This window comes from Pseudomonas sp. MBLB4123, assembly GCF_051904775.1.
Taxonomy (GTDB): Bacteria; Pseudomonadota; Gammaproteobacteria; order Pseudomonadales; family Pseudomonadaceae; genus Aquipseudomonas; species Aquipseudomonas benzenivorans_B.
Map to the genome: position 1 here is coordinate 1,051,162 of NZ_CP196711.1, position 23,981 is coordinate 1,075,142.

Sequence of the window (23,981 nt, forward strand, 5' to 3'; positions counted from 1 at the left end):
ATGCAGGAGGCGTGTGCTCGATGCCCAACTCGGCTCTCCACAGGCTCGACGAAGCGCTCGGTTCGGTTGTGCGCAGTGCGCTGCCCGCGGCATTGCATGAGCTATTCAGGGGGCTCGACTCGGCCTTGTCCGAGCAGTTCCTGAGGGCAGGCTCCAATCAAGATGCCCAGGCCCTCTACGAATTCCAGCAGTTCTGCAAGAAGCATGGCGAGCGGGTCATCGACACCTGCTGTATCGCGATTTGCCAGCACTTGGGCACCGCTGGCGCGGAGGCGCCGGCCGAGCAGCAGAGCGTCAGCGAATGGAGCTTGGTGGATGATCGCGAAGTGGAGGACATGCTCCTGGCACGCAACCTGGTGCGGGTCCTGCGCGAGGCTTTGGGGGTGTTCGAATGGCGCGCCTGTGCCTGCCTGAGTCGCCTGGTCGGACGCTATTTGCCGGACGCCGATAACCCGCTCTCGCTCGAATTCCTCCTGCGCCGGCTACAGGACGGGCTGGCCATGCGCGAGCGTCCCGTATTGATCCGTAGCCTGTTCCAGGGCGAAGTCGAGCGGGCGCTGCCCGAAGCCCTGCGGTCCTATTTGCAGGCCTTGGCGGCGCAGTTCGAGATGCAACGGGTGGAACCCCTGCCGCAACCCGAGGTGTTGATGCGCAGCCACTGTGAGCCGCAGGTCCGCCAGCCGGATAGTGCCGACGCGGTGTGCCAGGCGATTCGCCGTATGCGCCGGACGGAAACGCCCTTATCCCCGTCCCCTGGGCCGGCCCATGACGCCGGAGACGTGCCGCTCAGTGAGGCCCTGGCCGCATTGCAGCGGCAGCAGGCACCGGCCAGTGGTTGGGGTGCCCAGCAGCTGCTCGAGCAACTGCAGCAGCAAGGCTGCCAGTTGACGCCGCGTCAATACGAGGACACCCATCTGGTCAGCGAGGTGTTCGAGGCGTTTGGCCAAGAAGCTGGGTTGGCGCCGACTCTGCGGCCTTTGCTCCAGCGCCTGTTGCTCCCGGTGCTCGAAGCCACGCTGCGCGAACCGGCAGCCATTGCCGACAGCGCCCATCCGGTACGCGCCACTCTCGATCGCCTGTTGCGGCTGTGCGACTACACCGAGCCGCCGAACAAGACGCTGGAAGCCGGGGTGGAGGATCTGGTCGAGCGCATTCTCGACGAGTACCAGGGCGACGCCGAGGTATTCACGCGCTTCGATGCGGAGCTCGATGAGCTGCTGAGCATCCAGCAGCGTGGTTACCAGCGTAGTGCTCAGCGGGTCATGCAGCTGCACCGCGGTCACGACATTCTGGAGAGCGCCCAGCGTGAGGTGGCGCTGGCCATGGCCGCAATCTGCGGTGAGCGGGTGCCGAAGCTGCTGGCGCAGTGGCTGGATAGCGGATGGCGTGATCTGTTGGTCAACGAGTTGATTCGCTCGGATGATAAGAAGCTTTCCTGGCGGGCCGACTTGGCCCTCACCAGCCTGCTGGTAAAGCGCTTGCAGGAGGCATCGGAGGGCCTGGCCGAGACTGATCGGGCTGCCCGGGTCGACGAGGTCGATCACCTGTTGCAGATCCTGCGTCGGCGCATGGGCGAGTTTGGGGCGGGGCATTTTCAGCAGGCATCGGTGCTGGCGGAGCTGCGCGAGCAGCTGCTCGGCATGAGTCCGGTAGAACTGGTCGAGGGGCCGCCCCTGCCGCCAGCGGCCCCGCCGGTGCCCGCGCAGTTGCACCGCTGGCGCGAGCGTCTGGAAGCGCTGCAGCAGGGCGACTGGCTGTTGACTGAAGATGGCCAGCCCTTGCAGTTGATCTGGCGCAACCCACAGATGGACCACTATGTCCTGGTCGATGATCAGGGGCAGGAGGCGGGCAGTTTCGGAGTGGCCGAGCTGGCTGGCAAGTTGGCCGAAGGCGCCTTGGTGGTCGATGGCGCAGGCGGCGAGGGCGAGGGCCTGGTCCATCGCACGCTGCAGGACATGGTCGGCAGGCTCTACCGCGAGATAGCCCACGCCCGTAGTCATGACGAACTCACCGGCCTGCCTAATCGGCGCAGCTTCGAGGGCGCGCTGGCGCAGAGCCTCTCGGCCGGCGACACGCCGTCCTTCTTGATGGCCCATATCGACCAGTTCAGCTTGATCAACGGTCATGCCGGGCCGGTGGCGGGAGATGCCTGCCTGCGGCAAGTCGCCAATCGCCTGCAGATGTGGTTGCCGACGGCCAGCTGCATGGCCCGGGTCGGCGGTGTGGAGTTCGCCGTGGTCCTGCCGGCCTGCGCAGAGGCCCGCGCCGCCGAATTGGCCGAGGATCTGAGGGCGGCGATCGAAGCCGAGGGGTTTGCGTGGAATGGCCATCGGCATGGCCTGACCCTGAGCATCGGCGTGGTCGAGGCGGCCCAGCGACATGATGTCGCCAACCTGTTCTTCGACTTGCAGAGCGCCTGCAATGACGCCAAGGAGGCGGGGCGCAACCGTGTGCAGCGCTTCAGCGAGGTGGCCGATGACGGCCGTGTCGGACTGTTGGCCATCGCCGCTCGGGTCGACGACATAGTCGAGCGCGAGGATCTTTCCCTGCGCGTGCAACAGATCGCCCCCACGGCATCCGACTCGCCCGAGCCGCCGCATTACGAACTGCTGCTGGTGATGCAGAACGAATTGCCGCTGCAGGACTTCATCGCCGCGGCGGAGCGCTATCACCGCATGACCAAGGTCGACCGCTGGGTGCTCAGGCGGATCTTCAGTGAGCTGGAGCGGCATCCGCAGCTCTGGCAGCGTTGTTCGGGCCTGTCGATCAACCTGTCCGGCAGCAGCCTCAACGACGACCGTCTGCTCGGCTTTATCGAGAGTCTCTTCGAACGTTATGCCGTCGACCCGCGGCGTATCTGTTTCGAGCTGACCGAAACCGCTGCCGTGGCCAATCTGGCCAAGACCGCCGATCTGGTGCGCCACCTGCAACGCGCCGGCTGCAGCTTCTCGATCGACGATTTCGGCGTCGGCTTCTCCTCCTTCGACTACCTCAAGCGCCTGCCGGTGGACTACGTGAAGATCGACGGCAGTTTCGTCAAGGAAATCGAACGTTCGCCGAGCGACCTGGCGATGGTCCGCTCGATCAACGAGATCGCCCATGCGCTGGGGCGCCGTACCGTCGCCGAGTATGTGGAGACCCCGTCGATACGCGCCCGACTGGCGGAGATGGGGGTGGACTATGTACAGGGCTTCGGCGTGCAGAAACCCAGGCCGCTGGGCGACTGGTTGCAGGCCGAGGAGGCATTGCTCGATCCCTGTTGAGCGATCGGGCGGGGCATCTCAGGCGCAGGGCGCGCAGCCCGTTCTGTTCAGCGAGCGCGCACTGGGCGGGGCTTGACCAGGGCCGCGGCCCGGGCCCGCAATTGGCCGCAGCCGCCGTCGATGTCCTGGCCTGCCGAGTTGCGCACCTTGGTCAACACGCCACGACTGTGCAGGTAGCGCACCATCTGCACGATACGGTCGCCGTCCGGCCGCGCGTAGGCGTCGCCTTCCAGGCTGTTGTAGGGGATCAGGTTGAGCACCGCGAACTTGCCCTTGAACAGGCGCAGGATGCCGTCCATCTCCCCCTGACTGTCGTTGATGCCCTTGAGCAGGGTCCACTGGTACTGAATCGGGTAGTCGACGGCGCGGGCGTAGGCCTCACCCAACTCCATCAGCTCCTCGGGGTCGATGCGCGGTGCGCGGGGCAGCAGCTGCTGGCGCAGTTCGGCATCGGTGGTGTGCAGCGACAGCGCCAGCGCCGGCTTGATTCGTTGTTGCGGCAAGCGCTCGAATACCCGCGGGTCGCCTACGGTGGAGAACACCAGGTTCTTGTGGCCGATGCCGCCCTCGGTGCCAAGCAGGTCGATGGCCTCGAGCACGTTGTCGAGGTTGTGGGCCGGCTCGCCCATGCCCATGAACACGACTTTCTTCACCGCGCGAAAGCGTCGGGCCAGCGCTACCTGGGCGACGATCTCGGCGCTGCTGAGCTGGCGCAGCAGGCCGCTCTTGCCGGTCATGCAGAACACGCAGCCGACCGCGCAGCCGACCTGGCTGGAGACGCACAGGCCGTCGCGCGGCAGCAGTACGCTTTCCACCATCTGGCCATCGCGTAACTCCACCAGCAAGCGTGCCGAACCGTCGGCGCCCGGATGCTCGGAGCGCAGGCGCACGAGGCCGTCCAGCGCCTCGCTCAACTGGGGCAGGGCCGCGCGCACGCTGAGCGGCAGGAAGTTCTCGCTGGGTTGGTTGCGGGTGCCGCTGTCCAGCGGCTTGCCCTGCAACCAGGCACGGGTGATCCGCCCGCTGTGCTGGGGCTTGGCGCCGAGCTCGGCGAGGCGTTGTTGAAAGTCTTGGATATGCATGGGGCGCGAATCCTATCACCGAGGCGCGCCGACGCGTAGCGCGGTGTGTCGGCAAGCGCTGCGGGATACGGCCGACCCTTGCGCAAATGGCCAGGCGGCCAGCCGCTGGCTCATACTAGCGGCTTGATTTGACTGCCAAAGCTCAGTGGAGCCGTAGATGAAGTTCATACACCAGCGCGAACACCTGAACGAGGACGATATCGTCGTCATCGAGTGCTCGCAGACCTGCAATATCCGTCTGATGAATGACGCGAACTTTCGCAGCTTCAAGAACGGCGGTCGCCACACCTATCACGGCGGCGCATTCGACAAGTTCCCGGCCAAGATCACCGTGCCCAGTAGCGGATTCTGGAATATCACCATCGACACCGTGACCCGCAAGGCGATCAGCGTCACCCGTAAACCGACGCTGAAACATTCGATCAAGATCATCCGCCGCTCGGATTCGCGCTTGAGATAAGCGGGCGGCCGAAGTCCTGTCGGCTCAGCTTGTCTGCGGCTGAGGACTCGGGTCGCCGCCGAGGCGGTACTGATTGTTGCCACTGCGCTTGGCTTCGTACATCGCCATATCGGCGGTATGGATCAGCCTGTCCATGTTTGGCGCATGCTCTGGAAACACCGCGATGCCCAGGCTGGCGCCGGTGTGGTGCGCGGTGTTGCCGGTCTGGATGGGTTTGCTCAGGGCCGCGAGGATTTTCTCGGCGACAACCCGGGCCTCGTCCTCCAGGGGTCGGCTCGCCGAGAAGTCCTCCAGGATGGCGACGAACTCGTCGCCGCCGATTCTCGCCAGGGTGTCGGACTCGCGTAGCGTGCGGTTCAGGCGCGTGCCGGTGACGACCAGCACCCGATCCCCGACGGCATGGCCGTACCGGTCATTGATCGCCTTGAAACCGTTGAGGTCGATGAACACCAGCGCCACGCGCGTGGTATTGCGTCGCGCCCGCTCCAGCGACTTGGCCAGGTGCTCCTCGAACACCAGGCGGTTGGGCAGTCCGGTGAGCGGATCATGGTGGGCCAGCTGGTGCAGCTCACGGGTCCAGGCTTTTTCTTCGGTGATATCGCGTACCACGCCCATCATGCGCACGGCGCGGCCCTCGGCGTCCTTGACCACATTGCCGGTTTCGCGCAACCAGCGCTGGGTGCCGTCGGGCCAGACGACCCGGTATTCCTCGTCGTGGTTCTCGCCGGTTGCGATGCAGCGCAGCTCGCCGGCGCGGACCTGTGCCTGATCATCCGGGTGTACGCTGGCGCAGAACAGTTGGTAAGAGGGCGTTACCAGGCCCACTCGGTAGCCGAACATGCCGTAGATGGCGTCCGACCAGTAGAGCTCGTCGCTGTCGATGCGCCAGTCCCAGGTGCCGATGCGGGCGAAGTACTGGCTGCGCTTGAAGCGCTCGGCGTCCTCCGTTGACCCGCCGGCCTTGGTGGCCGGCTGGATAAGCAGGATGCCGGTGTCGGTATCGCTCGGGCCGATGCGCAGGGCTTCCAGTGCCGGGCGGTTACTGGCGCCGCCGTCGTTCAGGTTGCAGCGCTGCGGCGTGTGCGCAGCCATTCCGCTCAGCTGCGGCAGGCAGTCCGCCAGGTGTTTACCGACCAGTGCCGCTTTGCCATGCCCCAGCAATCGTGCGGCCGCCGGGTTGTATCGGCTGATCCGGCCGTCGCGTGCCACCTGCAATACGCCCTCGGGCAGCCGTTCGGCCAGCGCCCGGTACTGGGCCAGCTGTTCGCGGGCGTGGCGCTCACGACGACGCAGTACGACCAGGAGCGCCAGGAGCAGGAGGACGCCGGCGCTGGTGAGAAGAGTCAGAGGCATGGCCTGGCGGGTGTCGTCTGTGGGGTTGGCCGCATTATGCCCTGGCAATACTGGCCGCTGGCTAGTGGTTTGGCCCGATGCCCTGGTCCAAGCGGCATAGGGCGGCAAGTGCGGCCGGGGTCGGTTACTCGACGAAGCCAACGCCGGCGGCGGCGACGAAGGTCATTTCGACCAGGTAATCCGGGTTGGCCAGCTCCGCCTTGACGCAGGCGCGGCTTGGCGCCGTGCCTTCCTCGAACCAGACGTCCCAGAGTTCGTTGAGCGTCGCCAGGTTGGCGAAGTCGGTGAGATAGATAGTCGTGGAGAGGATGCGCGTCTTGTCGCTGTCGATCTTCGCCAGCGACTGTTCGGCCTGGGCGAAAATCTGCGCGACCTGGCCTTTGATGTCGGCTTTGGGGTCGGTGTCGGCAATCTCGACAAAGTGCGCGATACCGTTGAAAACGGTGATGTCGGACCAGCGTTTGGTGGGGTTGATGCGATGGATCTGCATGGGCGTTGTCCTCGAAATCAGATGGGTGGGGTCGTTAATTTTCTCATGGGCCCGTATCGGCCCTGCGCCAGATTCTAATGGTGCGGGCCCAGATATAGCGAAATGTCACTGGGCAGGCGGCGAGGGTATTGAAAGGCTTCCGGACCTGAAACCACAAGGCCCGCATGGGCGGGCCTTGTGGTTGTTCGAGGATCGACTTCAGTAGTCGTAGCCCAGATTCGGCGCCAGCCAGCGTTCGCTGACGGCCAGCTCCTGGCCCTTGCGCGCCGTGTAGCTCTGCACCTGGTCCTTGTCCACCTTGCCGACCGCGAAGTACTGCGCCTGGGGGTGGGCGAAGTACCAGCCGCTGACGGCCGCGGCGGGGAACATGGCGTAGTGGTCGGTGAGGAACACGCCGCTGCGGCCGGGCTTGCCTTCCTCGGCGGTCGGGTCGAGCAGGTCGAACAGGGTGCCCTTCTCGGTGTGATCCGGGCAGGCCGGGTAACCGGGGGCCGGGCGGATGCCGACGTACTGCTCCTTGATCAGCGCCTCGTTGTCCAGTTGCTCGTCCGGCTGGTAGCCCCACCAGTGCTTGCGCACCTCGGCGTGCAGCCACTCGGCGCAGGCCTCGGCCAGGCGGTCGGCCAGGGCCTTGACCATGATCGAGTTGTAGTCGTCGCCCGCCTCCTGGTAGGCCTTGGCCACTTCCTCGGCGCCGATGCCGGCGGTGGTGATGAAGCCGCCCACATAGTCGGTCAGGCCGCTGTCCTTCGGAGCGACGAAGTCGGCCAGCGACAGGTTGGGCTTGCCGTCCGGCTTGATGGTCTGCTGCCGCAGGTGGTGCAGGGTGGCCAGGGGCAGGCCGTCGTCGCCGTAGAGCTCCAGGTCGTCATTGTTGACCTGGTTGGCCGGCCAGAAGCCGAACAGCGCGCGGGCCTGGATCAGCTTCTCGTCGATCAGCTTCTTGAGCATGGCCTGGGCGTCGTCGAACAGGGCGGTGGCCGCCTCGCCGACCACCTCGTCGGTGAGGATCCGCGGGTACTTGCCGGCCAGGTCCCAGGCGATGAAGAAGGGCGTCCAGTCGATGTACTCGGCCAGGGTCGCCAGGTCGATGTCGTCCAGCAGCTTGACCCCGGTGAAGGAGGGCACCGGCGGCTGATAGCCGGCCCAGTCGAACTTCGGCTTGTTCTCCACGGCCTTGGCATAGGGCAGGCGCTCGGTGCGGGCGCTGCGGCCGGCGGTGCGCTCGCGCACCTCGACGTAGTCGGCGCGGGTCTTCTCGACGAAGCCGGCCTTCAGTTCCTTGGACAGCAACTGGGTGGCCACGCCGACGGCGCGGGAGGCGTCGGTGACGTAGACCACCGCATCGTTCTGGTACTTGGGCTCGATCTTCACCGCGGTGTGGGCCTTGGAGGTGGTGGCGCCGCCGATCATCAGCGGCAGGGAAAAGCCCTGGCGCTGCATCTCGCGGGCGACGTGGACCATCTCGTCGAGCGAGGGGGTGATCAGCCCGGACAGGCCGATGATGTCGCACTTCTCCTCCTTGGCCACCTGGAGGATCTTCTCCGCCGGCACCATCACACCGAGGTCGACTATGTCGTAGCCGTTGCAGCCCAGCACCACGCCGACAATGTTCTTGCCGATGTCGTGCACGTCGCCCTTGACCGTGGCCATGAGGATCTTGCCCTTGGCCTCGGGTTTGTCGCCTTTTTCCGCCTCGATGAAGGGAATCAGGTGGGCCACCGCCTGCTTCATCACTCGCGCCGACTTGACCACCTGGGGCAGGAACATCTTGCCCGAGCCGAACAGGTCGCCGACGATGTTCATGCCGCTCATCAGCGGCCCCTCGATCACCTCGATCGGCCGCGCGCACTGCTGGCGGCATTCCTCGGTGTCCTCGACGATGAAGGCGGTGATGCCCTTGACCAGGGCGTGCTCCAGGCGCTGGTTGACCGGCAGGCTACGCCATTCCTCGTTCTCCACTTCCTTGACGCTGCCGTCGCCCTTGTACTGGTCGGCGATGGCCAGCAGCGCCTCGGTGGCGCCGGCGTTGCGGTTGAGCACGACATCCTCCACGGCGTCGCGCAGCTGCTTGGGAATCTCGTCGTAGATCTCCAGCTGGCCGGCGTTGACGATGCCCATGGTCAGGCCGTTCTGGATGGCGTAGTAGAGGAAGACCGAATGGATCGCCTCGCGCACCGGGTTGTTGCCGCGGAACGAGAAGGACACGTTGGACACCCCGCCCGAACTCAGCGCGTAGGGCAGGTTGTCGCGGATATAGGCGCAGGCCTCGATGAAGTCGACCGCGTAGTTGTTGTGTTCCTCGATGCCGGTGGCCACGGCGAAGATGTTCGGGTCGAAGATGATGTCTTCCGGGGGGAAGCCGACTTCGTTGACCAGGATGTCGTAGCTGCGCTGGCAGATCTCTTCCTTGCGCGCCTGGGTGTCGGCCTGGCCGGCTTCGTCGAAGGCCATCACCACCACGGCGGCGCCGTAGCGCTTGCACAGCTTGGCGTGGTGCTTGAACTGCTCGACGCCTTCCTTCATCGAAATCGAGTTGACGATGCCCTTGCCCTGGATGCACTTGAGGCCCGCCTCGATCACCTCCCACTTGGAGGAGTCGATCATGATCGGCACGCGGGAGATGTCCGGCTCGCCGGCGATCAGGTTGAGGAACTTCACCATCGCCGCCTTGGAGTCGAGCATGCCCTCGTCCATGTTGATGTCGATCACCTGGGCGCCGGCTTCCACCTGCTGCAGGGCGACTTCCAGGGCCTCGCTGTAGTTCTCCTCGCGGATCAGCCGGGCGAACTTGGCGCTGCCGGTGATGTTGGTGCGCTCGCCGACGTTGACGAACAGCGAGTTGCGATCGATGGTGAAGGGCTCCAGGCCCGACAGGCGGCAGGCCTTGGGGATATCCGGCAGGGCGCGCGGCGGGTACTTGGCCACGGCCTCGGCGATGGCCTGGATATGCGCCGGGGTGGTGCCGCAGCAGCCACCGATGATGTTGAGGAAGCCCGAGGCGGCGAATTCCTCGACCACCGCGGCCATCTCCGCCGGAGTCTCGTCGTATTCGCCGAAGGCGTTGGGCAGGCCGGCGTTGGGGTGGGCGGAGACATGGGTCTCGGCCTTGGTCGACAGCTCCTCCAGGTAGGGGCGCAGCTCCTTGGCCCCCAGGGCGCAGTTCAGGCCCACGGAGATTGGCCCCGCATGGCGCACCGAGTTCCAGAAGGCCTCGGTGGTTTGCCCGGACAGGGTGCGGCCGGAGGCGTCGGTGATGGTGCCGGAGATCATGATCGGCAACTCGACGCCGTCTTCCTCGAACACCTGCTGCACGGCGAAGATCGCCGCCTTGGCGTTGAGGGTGTCGAAGATGGTCTCGATCAGGATCAGGTCGGCGCCGCCCTCGATCAGGCCGCGGGTGGCCTCGGTGTAGTTGTCCACCAGTTCGTCGAAGGTGACGTTGCGGTAGCCGGGGTCGTTGACGTCCGGGGAGATGGAGCAGGTGCGGCTGGTGGGACCGAGCACACCGGCGACGAAGCGCGGGCGATCCGGGGTCTCGGCGGTCTTGGCGTCGGCCACCTGACGGGCCAGGCGCGCGCCCTCGACGTTCAGCTCGTAGACCAGCTCCTCCATGCCGTAGTCGGCCTGGGATATCTGGGTGGCGTTGAAGGTGTTGGTCTCGAGGATGTCGGCGCCGGCGTCCAGGTAGGCCTTCTCGATGGCGCCGATGACGTCCGGACGGCTGAGGATCAGCAGATCGTTGTTGCCCTTGACGTCCTGCGGCCAGTCGGCGAAGCGCGCGCCGCGGTAGTCCTCCTCCTCCAGCTTGTAGCTCTGGATCATGGTGCCCATGCCGCCGTCGAGGATCAGGATGCGCTCCTTGAGGGCTTGCTGGAGTGCTTGGAGGCGGGCGCTGCGATCGGACGAAGACATGGACGGTACTACCTGAGCAAAGCGGAAACTATGGGTCGGCGATCATAGCAAAGCTGTGCACTTTTGGATCAGTCGCCCCGTTTGCATGAATGATGCTCATGTTTGGCGGTGCGCCTGCGCCCCCCGGTTGATTGGTGCGCGTGTACCGAACGGGGCGTCCTGGGGAGGTCGGGGCGCTCCTTGCGAGATTCGCGAGCCGCGTCGGCCGCTGTCGGCGCCCTGGGCCGCGAGCGCTGTTGAGCGGCCTGGGTGCTCGCAGCAATCGTCTCAGCGCACTACCAGCACGGAAGCGTCGGAGTAGGAGGCGAAATACCCGGCGTTCGAGGCGAACAGGTGCTCGACCAGGCCGGGCACGTGGGAAGCCATGACCACCAGGTCGGCACCCTGCTCCTTGGCCGCCTTCAACAGGGTCTTGTCCAGGTCCACGGCCGGGTCATGGCTGATATAGGCCGCGCTACTGACGGTGTTCAGGCCGTATTTCTCGGCCTGGGCCTTGGCGAAGGCCTCCATCTTGGCGGTGAACTCGGTCGGGTTGTGGGCCACCGCGCTGGGCGTGTTGCCCGACACACCGACATAGCAGATCGGGGCGTCATAGACCTTGGCCAGGTCGGCGCCGGTCTTCAGGGCTTTTTCCAGACGCTCGGCATGGGCCAGGTCGACGGGAATCATGATTTGGCGGTACATCCGGAGGCTCCTATTTCGTGGCGGGTGGTTTCTCCAATAAAGCGCGTTGTTCCTATCCAGAGTATTGCAGAGGATCGATGGGGCCGTGCCCGTGACGGTCGCTCAGGGCGCTCGTTCGGTAGCGGGCCGTTTCGCCTGGCCATCGTCCTGGCCTGTCAGAGTGGGCAACCAGCCGCCGACTGCCTGGTAGGGGGCGACCTGCCCCGGGGCGCTGAGCCAGGCGACTATGGCCTGGCGCTCGCCGCGTGGCTCGTCGGGCACGCGCGTCTGCCAGCGATTCGCTGCATTGGCGGCGAGCTGTTGCAGGCTCAGCACCACGAAGTCATGTTCGAGCAGCCGGCCGGCGTTCTCGCCGCGGCGCACCTCGGTGCGCAGACTGAAGCCGAGGCGGGCGACATGGGCGGTCAGGCCGGGTGGTGCGGGCCGGCCGGGCACGAACGCCAAGCGCAGCCTGTCACCGTCCAGCATCAGGGTCAGGCTGCCGACCTCCTCGGGATCGGACAGGGGCAGCGGCTGGCCGCGAAACCAGCCGTGCCACTCGCGTCCGGCCAGGATGAATCCCGGGGTATAGACGCCGCGGCTGGCGCCGATGCGGAAATAGGCACGCTGACGGGCACTGTGTCCGGGATTGGCGAAGGGGTCCGGCCATCCCAGGCGATCCCAGTAGTCGACATGGAAGGCCAGAGGGATCAGGCCGTTCCACAGCGACGGATGTTCGCGCAGGCCCGACAGCCAGCGGTCGGCCGGCGGGCAGGAGCTGCAACCCTGCGAGGTGTAGAGCTCCAGCACGGTGTTGGCCGTGACGCCGCTGCTGAACTGCAGCACGCCTTCGGCGCGGGCTGGGGGAGTGCCGAGCAGCAGGGCGAGGGCCAAGGCAGGCAGCAGCTTGTTCATGACGGGCACTCACTCGGGAACCTGAGCGTTGGATTCGCCGCTGCGCCACTCGTTGCAACAGTTTATCCGACGGAAACGCTCAGGCTTTATCGGGGGAGGCTGCTTGGCGTACACTGCGCCCATGTCTGCGAGGAGTTGCCATGAGCACCATCACCATAACTGACGCCGCCCACGATTACCTGGCCGATCTGCTGAGCAAGCAGAACACCGCCGGCATCGGCATCCGCATCTTCATCACCCAGCCGGGCACCCAATATGCGGAGACCTGTATCGCCTACTGCAAGCCGGGCGAGCAGAAGGCCGAGGACACCGCCCTGGCCCTGGCCAGTTTCACCGCCTGGATCGACGCCGTCAGCGAGCCGTTTCTGGAGGACGCCGTGGTCGACTACGCCACCGACCGCATGGGCGGCCAGCTGACCATCAAGGCGCCGAATGCCAAGGTGCCCATGGTCAACGAGGACAGCCCGCTCAACGAGCGCATCAACTATTACCTGCAGACCGAGATCAACCCGGGCCTGGCCAGCCACGGCGGCCAGGTCAGCCTGATCGACGTGGTCGACGACGGTATCGCCGTGCTGCAGTTCGGCGGCGGTTGCCAGGGCTGCGGCCAGGCGGACCTGACCCTCAAGGAGGGCATCGAGAAGACCTTGCTTCAGCGTATTCCGGAGCTGAAGGGCGTGCGCGACGTGACCGACCACAGCAACAAGGAAAATGCCTATTACTGAGGCAGCAGCTCGAGAGAAGGCGACCCCAGGGTCGCCTTTTTCGTTTAGAGGCGGGCCCAAACAGGCTATGCATCGGCGAGCGCGCTGCTGCTATGCTGCGCAGAAATAACAATCTAGCCCACTGAGAGAGCCCGCGACCTTGCCGATTTCCTCGTTGCTGGTGTGTGATGACTCCAACATGGCGCGCAAACAGCTGATCCGCGCGTTGCCTGCCGATTGGCCGGTGACCGTGGTTCAGGCAGCCAATGGCCGCGAGGGACTCGAGGCCATCCGCCAGGGCAGCGTCGACCTGGTCCTGCTCGACCTGACCATGCCCGAGATGGACGGTTATGAGGTCCTGACGGCGCTCCGCGCCGAAGCACTCGATACCCAGGTCATCGTCGTTTCCGGTGACGTCCAGGACGAGGCGATCAGGCGAGTCCACGAACTCGGCGCGTTGGCCTTCCTGAAGAAGCCCGTCGAGCCAGATCTACTGCGGCGTACCTTGCTCGACCATGGCCTGCTGGGCGAGCCGTCGAATGAGTTGGTTGGGCGATCCGCGGTCACCGAGCCCAGCGTGCAGTTCCGCGATGCCTTTCGCGAGGTGGTGAACGTGGCGATGGGCCAGGCGGCGGCCCTGTTGGCCAGGCTGCTCGATGTGTTCGTGCGCTTGCCGATCCCCAACGTCAATATCCTCGAGGTTGGCGAGCTGCATATGGCCCTGGCCCATGCTCAGCAGGGCGACCGGCTGTCGGCGGTGTGCCAGGGCTATATCGGCAGCGGCATCGCGGGGGAGGCGCTGCTGATCTTCCATGACTCCGAAGTGCGGGACATGGCCCGGCTGATGCGTTGGAAACCGGCCAATCAGGAAGGCGAGCTGGAGATGTTGCTGGACCTTGCCAGCATTCTGATCGGCGCCTGCTTGGGCGGTATAGCCGAGCAGCTGGATGTCAGCTTCTCCCAGGGCCATCCGGTGGTACTCGGCCAGCACGCGTCCATCGAGGAGTTGATTCGCGTCAACCAGCGTCGCTGGAAGAAGACCCTGGCGGTCGAACTCAGTTACAGCCTGGAGGGCCACGACATTCACTTCGACCTGTTGCTGCTGTTCACCGAGGATTCGGTGGCCAGGCTCTCCCACAAAACCGCCTACCTGATGAGCTGACCATGAGCGCACCGCTGGACTTCAACGACTTTCACAGGTTGATGACTATCGTGCAGAGCATCGATGTCGGGGTGGTCATGCTGGATCGCGAGTGCCGCATCGAAATCTGGAACAGCTTCATGGAGAACCATTCCGGTCGTCCGCCCGACGAGGTTCACCTGCAGTCCTTCTTCACGGTGTTCCCCGAGGTGGACGAGGCCTGGTTCCGCCACAAGCTGGAGACCGTCACCCTGCTGGGGACGCCGGCTTTCACCATCTGGGAGCAGCGGCCCTACCTGGTGCGCTTCAAGAACTACCAGCCGATCACCGGTCAGGAAGACCACATGTACCAGAACGTCACGCTGATCCCCCTGCGTGCGACCAACAGTGAGGTCACGCATATCTGCGTGATCATCTACGACGTGACCGAGGTGGCGATCAACAAGCGCCAATTGCAGGCCGCTAACGGCGAGCTGCAGCGGCTGTCGCGTACCGATCGTCTCACCGGCTTGAGCAACCGCGGGCACTGGGAAGAGGTAATGCGCCAGGAGTATGCGCGTCATCAGCGTTATCAGAGCATGGCGGCGCTGGTGATGTTCGACATCGATCATTTCAAACGGGTCAATGACGGCTTTGGCCACCCGGCTGGCGACAAGGTGATCCAGGGCGTGGCCAAGCTGGTTCAGGCCCAGGTGCGTAACACCGACACCGCAGGGCGCTATGGCGGTGAGGAGTTCGCCGTGCTGCTGCCGGACACCGACGTCGAGGGCGCCAAACTGTTCGCCGAGCGCCTGCGCCAGTCGGTGGAGGCCATGGCGGTGAACCATGACGGCCAGTCGATCCCGGTAACCATCAGCCTAGGGGTTGCCGATCTCTCTGCGCGCAGCAACGATTACCAGCAGTTCATCGAATGGGCGGACCATGCCCTCTACGCGGCGAAGCAGGGCGGACGCAATCAGGTGCGCGTCTACGGCGCCTCCTGAACGAGGCGTCCGGGGGCGCCTTGCGCCGCTCTAGGCCGGTTGGGCTTGACGCCTGTCGCCGGCCAGGGCCAACAGGACCAGGGCGAGCAGCGGCAGCATGGCCAGGTTCACCGGGTTCCAGCCCAGGCCGCTGATCAACGCGCCCGAGGCGAAGGAGGCGCAGGCCGCTACCGCGCCGTTGCCCAGCTCCATCAGCGCCTGGGCCTGACCGCGCTCCTCCGGGGCATGGCCCTGGCCGAGCAAGGTGGTACCCGCCACCAGCATCAGGTTCCAGCCCATGCCCAGCAGTATCGAGGAAATCAGGAAGTGCGCCTGCTGCTGGCCAGTCAGGGCGACGGCCGAACTGGCGGCGAGCAGGGCGACCCCGAGCAGCGCCACGTGCCGTGCGCCGAGGCGGTCGACCAGCGGCCCGGCGACGAAGGCCGGCAGAAACATGCCGACCATATGCCAGCGGATCACCTCGGCGCCGGTTGCCAGTGGCAGGCCGCAGAAGCTCATGGCCAGCGGCGTGGCGTTCATCACCAGAATCATCAGACCGTGGCCGATGGCCGTGATGGCCATGGCCGCGCGCACCGTGGGGCGGGCGAGCAGGCTGCGCATGGCCTGCAGACCACCGGCGTTGCGCGGTGGCAGCGCGCCCTGGCGCAGGCCGGCGAGCAGCGGCAGGGCCAGGGCCGCCAGGGCGGCCACCGCCAGATAAGCGCCGGTGAAGGGCGTGGCCAGCGCGTCCCGTGCCCACAGGGTCAGCTCGGGGGCCAGCAGAGCGGCGCACAGACCACCGCCCACCACCCAGGCGGTGGCGCGCCCCTGATGGGCGGTGTCCACCGCCTCCAGGGCGGCGAAGCGGTAGTACATGGCCGAGGCCTGGTACATGCCGAGGATCAGCGAGCCCAGGCAGAACAGGCCGAAGTCGGCCAGCCAGACTCCGGCGGCACTGATCAGGCCGCCCAGCACGCCGGCGCCGGCGCCGAGCAGCAGGCCGGCACGCCGCCCGCGGCGCTGCATGAAATTAGACAAGGGTTGAGTCGTCAGCAGATAGCCGAGCACCAGCAGGGCCAACGGCAGGGTGGCCAGGATATTGAGCGGCGCCAGTTGCAACCCGACCAGCGAGGTCAGGGTCACGCCGATCAGGGTACAGCTCCAGAACAGCGCCTGGGCGAGGAACAGGCGCAGCAGGGTGGGATTGCGCAGTAGCAGCATGGCGAAACTCTCAGGGGCAGCCGGTGGGGTTGTGGATGCGGTCTTTGGTGGCGGGAAAGCGCGCGAGCTTGTCCGCCGGGCGGACCGGCCTGCGCAGCAGTTCGCCGCCGCAGTTGGGACAGTGGCCATGCAGGCGGCCTTGCGCGCAGTCGCGGCAGAAGGTGCACTCGAAGGAACAGATCATGGCGTCCTGGGATTCGGGCGGCAGATCGCGGTCGCAGCATTCGCAGCCGGGGCGTAGTTGCAGCATGGGGGCTCCTGGGTTCAGGCGAAACGTTGGGCGTAGTCCTGCGGGCTCACCGCCAGGTGCTTGTGGAAGCTGCGGCGCAGGTTTTCCGGGTGGCGAAAGCCGGTCAGCCGGGCCACGGTGCCGATGGAGGCACCGCTGTCCTGCAGCAGGGCTCGGGCGGCGTCCAGGCGCAACTGCTCGACGTAGCGGCCCGGGCCCATGCCTGTTTCACGCACGAACAGGCGCGACAGGCTGCGCGCTGACAGGTTGGCGCGCTCGGCCAGGGTCTCCAGCGACAGGTCGGCGCTCAGGTTCTGCGCCATCCACTCCAGCAGGCTCAGCAGGCGTGGCGTCTGGTTGGCATCCGGGGTGAGCAGTGCGCTGAACTGCGCCTGACCGCCGGGGCGGCGCAGGAACATCACCAGGCGGCGGGCCACGGCGAGGGCCAGCGGTCGGCCGAGGTCGGCTTCGACCAGCGCCAGGGCCAGATCGATGCCTGCGGTTACTCCGGCCGAGGTGAAGACATGGGCGTCGCCGTCGCGGCCCAGAGGGTCATAGGTGTGCAGACGGTCGCCATCCACCTCGATGCCGGCATGAAGGCGCAGGGCCGCCACGTCGGCCCAGTGGGTGGTGGCGCGGCGGCCATCGAGCAGCCCCGCGGCAGCCAGGATCAAGGCCCCGGAGCAGACCGAACCGAGTCGGCGCACCCTGGCTTCGGCCGTCCTCAGCCAGTCGAGCAGCGGTTGATGGGTAGACTGGGCCGCCTGGCCCTGGCCGCCGGGCACCAGCAGGGTGTCCAGCTCGGCCGGGTCGCAGTCGCGCCAGGCCCGTTCGGCCACCAGTTGGAAGCCGGCGGAGGTAGGCACCGGGCCAGCCTCGTCGGCCAATACCAGCAGGCGGTAGGCCTCGGCGCGACCTTGGCGGCGCAGTTCGACATTGGCGGAGGCGAAGACCTGCAGCGGTCCGGTGACGTCCAGGCTCATGACGTCCGGATAGAGCAGGCAGGCGACGGTTTTCAGGGCATCCATGGCGCACTCTCGGTGGGCGATGGAGGCAGTCTGCGCTTAATCGGGAAGTGGCAACAAGGACAACGGCCCCACGGATATTGCCACTGCCCCGCAGGCAGCGGGGCACGAAAGGCAAGGGCAGAGGCCGCGAAGTCGGGGCTCGTGCGGCCGTGCCCTCAGGGGCGGCGGGTTACTCCGGCATGCTCCAGGGCGCCAGGTCGAAGCCTTGCCGGCTCAGCTCGTCGCGGGACGTCTTCAACACCTTGGCCAGTTTCTCCGGGTCGCTGTAGGTGCTGTTGGACAGCTGGGTGCGGCCGAGCAGGCGGGTGCTGGTGCGGTCGATGACCGTCAGGCTCAGCTCGCCGTTGCCGTCTTGCGGGGACCAGGCAACACATTGAAAGGGCTTGAAGGCGCGGTCGGCGATCAGTAGGGCTTCGTTGAAGCGCAACGGGGCGTTCATGGGGGTCTCCGAGGTGATCCCAAAAGGTGTAGGGACAGCGGCGTGGCTGCACGCTGGCCGGTCATAGGTGTTGATGACCGACCCTGACTAGTAAGTCACATGGCCTGGTAAAAAAGTTCCACTGGTTCACGGAAGCTGTCGCGAAATCGGTCGTGAGTGTCGGAATGGCCGGAAAACCTGGTCTCGGGCCGGGGATGGCCGTTGCGCTACCGCAGGGTGGCTCCGCCGTTCGTCGGCGTCAGTGGGTGGAAATTGAACGATTCCGACTTCTCTTGCTCAGAAAGTAGCCAGTCGAGGGCGGCGGCATTCGCCTCGCTTTCATGCAAACCCCAGGAGCTTTTTCTCACAGGCGCGAGTCATGTGCAGAGGGAGCTTTTTACTTTTGAAAGAGGAAATCGAATGATTAGAAGTTCATTCGCCAGGCCGTTCTGCATTTGATGTTTCTTCACTGAAACCGATAAGGCTGCACTGGAGTCGTTTCTTCACTGCAAATGTAAGAAATGAATCTGGCTACTCGACGGCCGGGTTCACCCGATTATAAGAAAGAGGCACCCATGGACCTGACTATAGTTGCTGCGTTCTTCGAGCAAAAAACCACCATGGAGTTTATGCGCCTAGGGATAGTGTATGCGCACCTGATCGCTTGCTGTGTCGCCATCGGCATGGTGCTGAGCAGCGATTTCGCGATGATCAAAGAATTGTTCAAGGGGGGGAAATCCCACCTGCAGGACAGCCAGCACATGGAGAGCCTGCAGAAGTCCGTGTCCGCTGCGCTGGCGGTACTCTGGGTCAGTGGCATCGCCATCATCTGGCTCGACATCAATGCCAACGGCCTGTCCTATCTGCTCAACCCCAAGCTGCAGGCCAAGATCACCATCGTGATGCTGCTGACCTTCAACGGCATGCTGCTGCACGGCCTGGTTCTGCCCGCCCTGCAGAAGGCCGGCTCGCTGCTCGAGTTGAACTTCAGCATGCGCCTGTTCGCCCTGTTCGCCGGTGCGCTGTCGGGGGTTTCCTGGTTCTATGCCGCGATGCTGGGCGTCGGTCGCCCGCTGTCCTGGAAGTACTCGCTGACCGAAATCCTCGCCGCCTATCCGGTGATGATCGTCGGCGGCTTCGTCGCGATGGTGCTGCTCACCCAGTGGGCGAAGAAGCGTGAGACCGCTAAGGACAGTCGGCCGGCTGTTGCGGTATCCCGCAATCCGGCCTTGGCTGCGTGGTAATGATCTGACGTCAAGTTTCGGGCCGGTGCAAACCGTACCGATTCCGCCCATGCATAGCGCCCCCGAACTCTGTCGACAGGAGTTCGGGGGCGCTTCGTTTTCACGCTCTCAGGTGGAACTGTTGGGACTGGTACAGCGGGATAACAGCTGCCGCAGGTAGTTCGCTACATAGCGGTGAAAGTTCCTGTCTTGCCAATACGCGAGATGGCTCATCGGCGTATGCCGCTTATACCAGGGGCCCACGGGCATGGCGCGGTCTTCGCTGACGACCCCGGCATAGCTCGCTATCGGGCGCAGCGGGTAGCCGAGAATGTCTGCCGGCGCATAGAGATTCAGCCAGCGCGCCTGCTCGCGTACCGCATCGCTCAGGCAATGTCCGGGAAAGCGGATCGGCACCACCGGGTCGTAGGCGAAGGTGAACAAGGGAATGTTGCAGCCGAAGGTGATCAACCCGGTCAGGGTCTCCAGGGCCAGAAAGGGGTCATGGGGGCAGCTCGAGGTCCGGTTGACGCGCTGCTGATCCCAGACGAAATTGGAAAAGATATGGCCACCCAGCGAATGGGCCAGGACCACCAAGGGCGTCGTGGCATCGACCCGGGCGCGCAGGCGGTTCAGGCCGCTGCGCAGGCACTGGTGGACCTCTTCGTAGGTGGTGTCGTAGGCCTGGCTGACCTGGCGATAACCGCTGGCGTCGCCGAGGAACAGGGTGACGATGCGCCGCAGCCAGCGCCAGCGGACCGGTTGGCCGCGCAGCTGCTCGAGGTAGGCCAGTTGACGCCTGTCCAGCACACTGGCCCAGTACAGGGTCTGAAAGGCCACCTGGTCGGCCTCGACGCCCAGGCGGCGGCGCAGTCCGGCGATCAGCTCCTGGGCGAATGCATGCTGCCCATCGCCGTCGCGCAGATCGGGTTGGGTGCCGATGCCGTGGATGATGGCGACTGCCAGTTTCATGTCGGTCCTTCCTTGGTCAAGTAGCGCTCAGGCTAGCCGCCTACCGGCGGCGCAGCCGTTCACAGGGGGTGAATGCGATCGGCCAACCCGCCGCCATCCACCAGTTCGAGGAACTCGTCGCCGAGACGTCGGCTCTCGTCCATGGCCTGGCGCCAGTAACGCCGGCGTCCGGCGTCGTTACCCTGGTAGCGGGTGAAATCCTTGCGGTCGGGTAGTTTGCCATGGGGCAAGCGCGCCAGGTACTCGGACGAGGGAGAGAGAAGCAGCACGTCCTGCAGGCGTTGGCCGTCGCCGCGGCGCCAGGGCATGCCTTTGTCGAACCAGCCGGGTATGACCCGGTCGGTGAAATGCGGGTACAGCACGATGTCGCCGCCGCTGTAGGGGAGGTCGAGGTGGTAGTCGAGCAGGCCGCCGTCGCGATAGGTGCCGGGGCCGACGCCGGGAATATCGCGCACGCCTTGCATGATCATGGGTATCGAGCCGGAGGCGAGCAGGGCGTGGCGCAGGTTGTGCCGGTCCAGCGGCAGGCAGCGTGAAGGGAAGTCCGCCAGGGCGGCCAAGGGCGGTGCCTGGCGGGCGTCATGCAGGATGATCCGCTCGAAATGCCGGGCCAGGCGTGGCCGGCCCAGCAGGTTGTTGCCGATCACGGCGGACAGGCCCAGTCCCAGGGCTGCACGATGGTCGTGCTGGAGCAGGCCCTGGCTGCGTACCAGCATGATGTTCAGGCGGTAGTGCGGGTTGTCCAGTATCTGGGCGTCCCGCCCCTCCAGCAGTTGCTCGAGCATCTGCCGGCAGCTGTGGGAGACCTCGGCCATGCTCACGCCTTTGGCGAACTGCTGCTCGGTATACAGCTCGCCCAGGCGGCGCAGGCTGGCGGCGGCATCGCTCAGGCAGACGCTGGCGAAGCGCCAGGAGCCGATAGAGGCGCCGATCAGCGCGCGCTCGCGCGGGGCGCGCGGCAGCCAGTCGCCGAACAGCGCCAGGTCCAGGCCTTGAATGCCGAGGGCCTTGGGCCCACCGGCGGCGCCGGGGAGAATGCCGACATCCGCCGGCTGCAGGCCGCGCTGGCGAATGCGCGCCAAGGCCCGGGTGCCGGCCTTGATGGTCAGGGCAGGGGACTTGATGTGAATCGCGCTCATGTTCGTCTCCGTCAGGCAGGACCGCGATTATAGGGTCCAGAGAGGCCTGGCCAATGCACTTCAGCCCGTGAATGATGGGGCAGGGCTGCGAGCAATGGGCGGCGCGGCCAGGGAGGCGGGTCGCTTCAGCTTGAATTAAGCTAGCCGGCGTAGGCTGGCCCGGGTCGAAAGGCAATTCTCTCAAGGAACTTGAACATGAAAACACTGACCGCGCTATTCGCCTTCTCTGCCCTGGCCACCGTAGCTGGGATGGCCCAGGCCCGTGACCTGGCACCAGCGGAAATTCTCCAACTGCATGACGCCGGCAGCATCCTGGCGTTCGACCGGCTCGACGCCCTGGCCCAGTACCCGGGGGGCAAGATCGAGGAAAGCGAACTGGAAGAGGAGTACGGCCGTTATGTCTACCAGGTCGAGGTGCGCGATCCGCAGGGCGTGAAGTGGGATCTGGAGCTGGACGCGGGCAGCGGTGAAATCCTCAAGAATCGACAGGACGATTGATGGGCCGGCTGCCGGCCTTGGGCCTGGCGCTGGTGGCCGTTGCCGCCAGTGCCGGGGATCTGGATCAGGACGAAGCCCTGCGCCTGCGCCTGGCCGGCGTGATACAGCCTCTCGAGCACTTGCTGCTGCACGTCTGGCAGCGCCACCCCGGGGCCACCTTGCTCGAGGCGGAACTGGAACGGGAGGGAGACGCTCTGGTCTATGAGGTCGAGCTGCTGACCGCCGAGGGCCAGGTACGCGAAGTGGAGCTGGACGCGCGCGACGGGCGCATCCTGAAGGATGAGGAAGACGACTGAATGCGTCTGTTACTGGTTGAGGATCACGTACCGCTGGCCGACGAGCTGCTCGCCGCCCTGGAGCGCCAGGGCTATGCGGTGGATTGGCTGGCGGACGGGCGCGATGCCCTGGTTCAGGGCCGCTGTGAGCCCTACGACCTGATTATCCTCGACCTGGGCTTGCCGGGCATGTCCGGCCTCGAGGTGCTCGCGGCGTGGCGCGCGGCCAGCCTGGCGACGCCGGTGCTGGTCCTCACCGCGCGGGGCGCCTGGGCCGAGCGCATCGAGGGGCTGCAAGCCGGTGCCGATGATTACCTGAGCAAGCCGTTTCACCCCCAGGAGCTGCAACTGCGCATTCAGGCGTTGCTGCGTCGGGCCCACGGCCTGGCCAATGGCGCACCGCTGAGGGTCGCCGGACTGCAACTGGATGAGTGCCAGCAGAGCGTCAGGCATGGAGCCGAGGAGATCGCCCTGAGCGCCGTGGAGTTCCGCCTGCTGCGCTACTTCATGCTGCATGCCGGGCAGGTACTGTCGAAGAGCCGCCTGGCCGGGCACCTCTACGATGGCGAGAGCGAGCGCGACTCGAATGTCATCGAGGTGCACGTCAATCATCTGCGCCGCAAGCTGGGGCGCGAGGTGATCGAGACGCGTCGCGGCCAGGGCTATCGCTTCGCCGGACCGGCCTCTTGAATTCGATTCAGCGCCGCCTGACCCTGGGCCTGGCGGCTATCCTGCTGGTCGCCGGGCTGTTGTTGGCGCAGGCCAGCCTGTGGCTGTTCGACCACAGCCTGCGCCGCTACCTGCAGGCGGGTCTGCAGGACGAGGCCGAGTCCCTGCTGATCGCCCTGGTCCGTGGCCCCGAGGGGGTTCAGCTGGACAGGCGTCGCCTCGCTATGGCCTATCAGCGGCCGTATTCCGGCTCCTACTTTCGTATCGACTTCGCCGAGCGCAGCTGGCGCTCGCGCTCGCTCTGGGACCATGGCTTGCAGCCGGCGTCCGAGCCCGGGCAGCAGGCCGAGCTGGGCGAGGGGCCGCGCGGTCAGTTGCTGCTGACCTACAGGGGCGACTACCGACGCTTCGGCCAGCCCTTGAGCATCCTCGTGGCGCGGGACTACACCCCGGTGCTGCAGAGTTTTCGGCGCCTGCAATGGGTCGGCCTGGGGCTGGGGGTGGGCGCCTTGCTGTTGATTCTGCTGCTGCAGCGCCTGGCTGTCCGGCGTGCGCTGCAGCCCCTGGAGCAGGTCCGCCTGCAGATCGCCCAGTTGCAGCAAGGTCTGCGCAGCCAGCTGGACAGCCAGGTCCCGCGGGAGCTGGAGCCGCTGGTGACTCAGATCAATCGCCTGCTGGCCCACACCGAAGACAGCCTGAGGCGTTCGCGCCACGCCTTGGGCAACCTCGGGCACGCGCTGAAGACGCCCCTGGCGGTGTTGCTCAGCCTGGCTGGCCGTGACGAGTTGCCACCTGCAGGCGAGTTGCGTGCCAACCTGCTCGAACAGCTGCAGCAGATTGAGCAGCGCTTGGCGCGTGAACTGGGGCGCGCACGCCTGGCCGGCGAGGTCCTGCCCGGTGCGCGGTTCGACTGCGAGCGAGAGCTGCCGGGCTTGTTCGGCACCCTGGAGATGATCCACGACCGCGGGCTGGCTCTGGACTGGCAGGCGCCGCCGGGCTTGCGTCTGCCCTGGGACCGGGAGGATGTGCTGGAGCTGCTCGGCAATCTGCTGGACAACGCCTGCAAATGGGCGCGGAGCCGGGTACGGCTGCGTATCGAGACGATGGCGGCGGGTTATCGGTTCAGGATCGACGACGACGGCCCGGGTATCGCCGCTGCGCGCCGCCATGAGGTGCTGAGCCGCGGCACCCGCCTGGATGAGCAGGTCAGCGGGCATGGGTTGGGCCTGGGCATAGTCCGCGACATAGTCGAAGCCTGGGGAGGACGCCTCGAGCTGCACGACAGCGACCTGGGCGGTCTGGGTGTGCGCATCGAGCTGCCCCTAGGGGCGGAGGTCGGCCGCCGGGCTTGAGCGGCGGCC

The 23,981-nt window shown here is 65.9% G+C and carries 22 protein-coding genes; 10 read left to right on the forward strand and 12 right to left on the reverse strand.

The window, feature by feature from the left end; translation table 11 throughout:
- The first annotated feature begins 20 nt into the window (after positions 1-20).
- Entirely contained in the window at positions 21-3,263 is a 3,243-nt protein-coding gene (locus ACSX1C_RS05110) for a DUF1631 family protein (protein WP_439888519.1), read from the forward strand.
- 47 nt (positions 3,264-3,310) lie between these two features.
- On the opposite strand, the gene ACSX1C_RS05115 is transcribed toward ACSX1C_RS05110, so the two are convergent.
- The gene (locus ACSX1C_RS05115) at positions 3,311-4,345 is read right to left on the reverse strand and encodes an RNA methyltransferase (RefSeq protein WP_439888520.1); all 1,035 of its coding nucleotides are present in this window, start codon (positions 4,343-4,345) and stop codon (positions 3,311-3,313) included.
- A gap of 157 nt (positions 4,346-4,502) precedes the next feature.
- Between ACSX1C_RS05115 and ACSX1C_RS05120 the strand changes: the two genes are divergently transcribed.
- Complete coding sequence (locus ACSX1C_RS05120) at positions 4,503-4,805, forward strand: DUF1883 domain-containing protein (RefSeq protein ID WP_318641458.1); 303 nt, start codon at positions 4,503-4,505, stop codon at positions 4,803-4,805.
- A 24-nt stretch (positions 4,806-4,829) separates the two neighbouring features.
- On the opposite strand, the gene ACSX1C_RS05125 is transcribed toward ACSX1C_RS05120, so the two are convergent.
- From ACSX1C_RS05125 to ACSX1C_RS05145, 5 genes are all read right to left on the reverse strand, one after another.
- Complete coding sequence (locus ACSX1C_RS05125) at positions 4,830-6,158, reverse strand: diguanylate cyclase domain-containing protein (protein ID WP_439888521.1); 1,329 nt, start codon at positions 6,156-6,158, stop codon at positions 4,830-4,832.
- A gap of 124 nt (positions 6,159-6,282) precedes the next feature.
- Positions 6,283-6,648 carry a RidA family protein gene (locus ACSX1C_RS05130; protein ID WP_439888522.1) on the reverse strand — a complete coding sequence of 122 codons (366 nt, stop codon included), beginning with the start codon at positions 6,646-6,648 and terminating at the stop codon, positions 6,283-6,285.
- A 198-nt stretch (positions 6,649-6,846) separates the two neighbouring features.
- A complete protein-coding gene (metH, locus tag ACSX1C_RS05135; protein WP_439888523.1) occupies positions 6,847-10,563 on the reverse strand; it encodes a methionine synthase in 3,717 nt (1,238 codons plus the stop codon).
- A gap of 267 nt (positions 10,564-10,830) precedes the next feature.
- Complete coding sequence (locus ACSX1C_RS05140) at positions 10,831-11,247, reverse strand: universal stress protein (protein ID WP_439888524.1); 417 nt, start codon at positions 11,245-11,247, stop codon at positions 10,831-10,833.
- 102 nt (positions 11,248-11,349) lie between these two features.
- The gene (locus ACSX1C_RS05145) at positions 11,350-12,141 is read right to left on the reverse strand and encodes a DUF1223 domain-containing protein (RefSeq protein WP_439888525.1); all 792 of its coding nucleotides are present in this window, start codon (positions 12,139-12,141) and stop codon (positions 11,350-11,352) included.
- Positions 12,142-12,281: 140 nt separating this feature from the next.
- Here ACSX1C_RS05145 and nfuA point away from each other — a divergent pair, with 140 nt between their 5' ends.
- The 3 genes from nfuA to ACSX1C_RS05160 all read left to right on the forward strand — a co-directional run bounded on the left by nfuA (position 12,282) and on the right by ACSX1C_RS05160 (position 14,969).
- Positions 12,282-12,866: a Fe-S biogenesis protein NfuA gene (gene nfuA / locus ACSX1C_RS05150; RefSeq protein WP_439888526.1), complete on the forward strand. Its 585-nt coding sequence runs from the start codon at positions 12,282-12,284 to the stop codon at positions 12,864-12,866.
- A gap of 178 nt (positions 12,867-13,044) precedes the next feature.
- Complete coding sequence (locus ACSX1C_RS05155) at positions 13,045-14,007, forward strand: response regulator (RefSeq protein ID WP_439888527.1); 963 nt, start codon at positions 13,045-13,047, stop codon at positions 14,005-14,007.
- A gap of 2 nt (positions 14,008-14,009) precedes the next feature.
- The gene (locus ACSX1C_RS05160; protein WP_439888528.1) at positions 14,010-14,969 is read left to right on the forward strand and encodes a diguanylate cyclase; all 960 of its coding nucleotides are present in this window, start codon (positions 14,010-14,012) and stop codon (positions 14,967-14,969) included.
- A 30-nt stretch (positions 14,970-14,999) separates the two neighbouring features.
- Here ACSX1C_RS05160 and ACSX1C_RS05165 read toward each other — a convergent pair whose 3' ends face one another.
- From ACSX1C_RS05165 to ACSX1C_RS05180, 4 genes are all read right to left on the reverse strand, one after another.
- The gene (locus tag ACSX1C_RS05165; RefSeq protein WP_439889369.1) at positions 15,000-16,166 is read right to left on the reverse strand and encodes an MFS transporter; all 1,167 of its coding nucleotides are present in this window, start codon (positions 16,164-16,166) and stop codon (positions 15,000-15,002) included.
- 13 nt (positions 16,167-16,179) lie between these two features.
- Entirely contained in the window at positions 16,180-16,419 is a 240-nt protein-coding gene (locus ACSX1C_RS05170) for a DUF1272 domain-containing protein (RefSeq protein WP_318641442.1), read from the reverse strand.
- A gap of 14 nt (positions 16,420-16,433) precedes the next feature.
- A complete protein-coding gene (locus ACSX1C_RS05175) occupies positions 16,434-17,426 on the reverse strand; it encodes a GlxA family transcriptional regulator (RefSeq protein ID WP_369959304.1) in 993 nt (330 codons plus the stop codon).
- A gap of 169 nt (positions 17,427-17,595) precedes the next feature.
- Positions 17,596-17,865 carry a hypothetical protein gene (locus tag ACSX1C_RS05180; RefSeq protein ID WP_318641438.1) on the reverse strand — a complete coding sequence of 90 codons (270 nt, stop codon included), beginning with the start codon at positions 17,863-17,865 and terminating at the stop codon, positions 17,596-17,598.
- Between the two features lie 554 nt (positions 17,866-18,419).
- Here ACSX1C_RS05180 and ACSX1C_RS05185 point away from each other — a divergent pair.
- Positions 18,420-19,088, forward strand: coding sequence for a hypothetical protein (locus tag ACSX1C_RS05185; RefSeq protein WP_439888529.1), 669 nt, complete (start codon positions 18,420-18,422; stop codon positions 19,086-19,088).
- A gap of 108 nt (positions 19,089-19,196) precedes the next feature.
- Here the strand turns inward: ACSX1C_RS05185 and ACSX1C_RS05190 are convergent, their stop codons facing one another.
- Both ACSX1C_RS05190 and ACSX1C_RS05195 read right to left on the reverse strand, forming a co-directional pair.
- Positions 19,197-20,039 (reverse strand): hypothetical protein, encoded by an 843-nt coding sequence (locus ACSX1C_RS05190; protein ID WP_439888530.1) that lies wholly within the window; start codon positions 20,037-20,039, stop codon positions 19,197-19,199.
- A 59-nt stretch (positions 20,040-20,098) separates the two neighbouring features.
- A complete protein-coding gene (locus tag ACSX1C_RS05195; protein WP_439888531.1) occupies positions 20,099-21,178 on the reverse strand; it encodes a patatin-like phospholipase family protein in 1,080 nt (359 codons plus the stop codon).
- Between the two features lie 195 nt (positions 21,179-21,373).
- Between ACSX1C_RS05195 and ACSX1C_RS05200 the strand changes: the two genes are divergently transcribed.
- Genes ACSX1C_RS05200 through ACSX1C_RS05215 form a run of 4 tightly spaced genes read left to right on the forward strand, consistent with a single transcriptional unit; the run spans position 21,374 to position 23,972 of the window.
- Positions 21,374-21,676 (forward strand): PepSY domain-containing protein, encoded by a 303-nt coding sequence (locus ACSX1C_RS05200; protein WP_439888532.1) that lies wholly within the window; start codon positions 21,374-21,376, stop codon positions 21,674-21,676.
- Positions 21,676-21,972, forward strand: coding sequence for a PepSY domain-containing protein (locus ACSX1C_RS05205; RefSeq protein ID WP_439888533.1), 297 nt, complete (start codon positions 21,676-21,678; stop codon positions 21,970-21,972). The genes ACSX1C_RS05200 and ACSX1C_RS05205 overlap by 1 nt, the downstream gene beginning before the upstream one ends.
- Positions 21,973-22,641, forward strand: a complete 669-nt coding sequence (locus tag ACSX1C_RS05210; protein WP_439888534.1) for a response regulator transcription factor — start codon at positions 21,973-21,975, stop codon at positions 22,639-22,641.
- Positions 22,638-23,972 (forward strand): sensor histidine kinase, encoded by a 1,335-nt coding sequence (locus tag ACSX1C_RS05215; protein WP_439888535.1) that lies wholly within the window; start codon positions 22,638-22,640, stop codon positions 23,970-23,972. The genes ACSX1C_RS05210 and ACSX1C_RS05215 overlap by 4 nt, the downstream gene beginning before the upstream one ends.
- Positions 23,973-23,981: the final 9 nt, after the last annotated feature.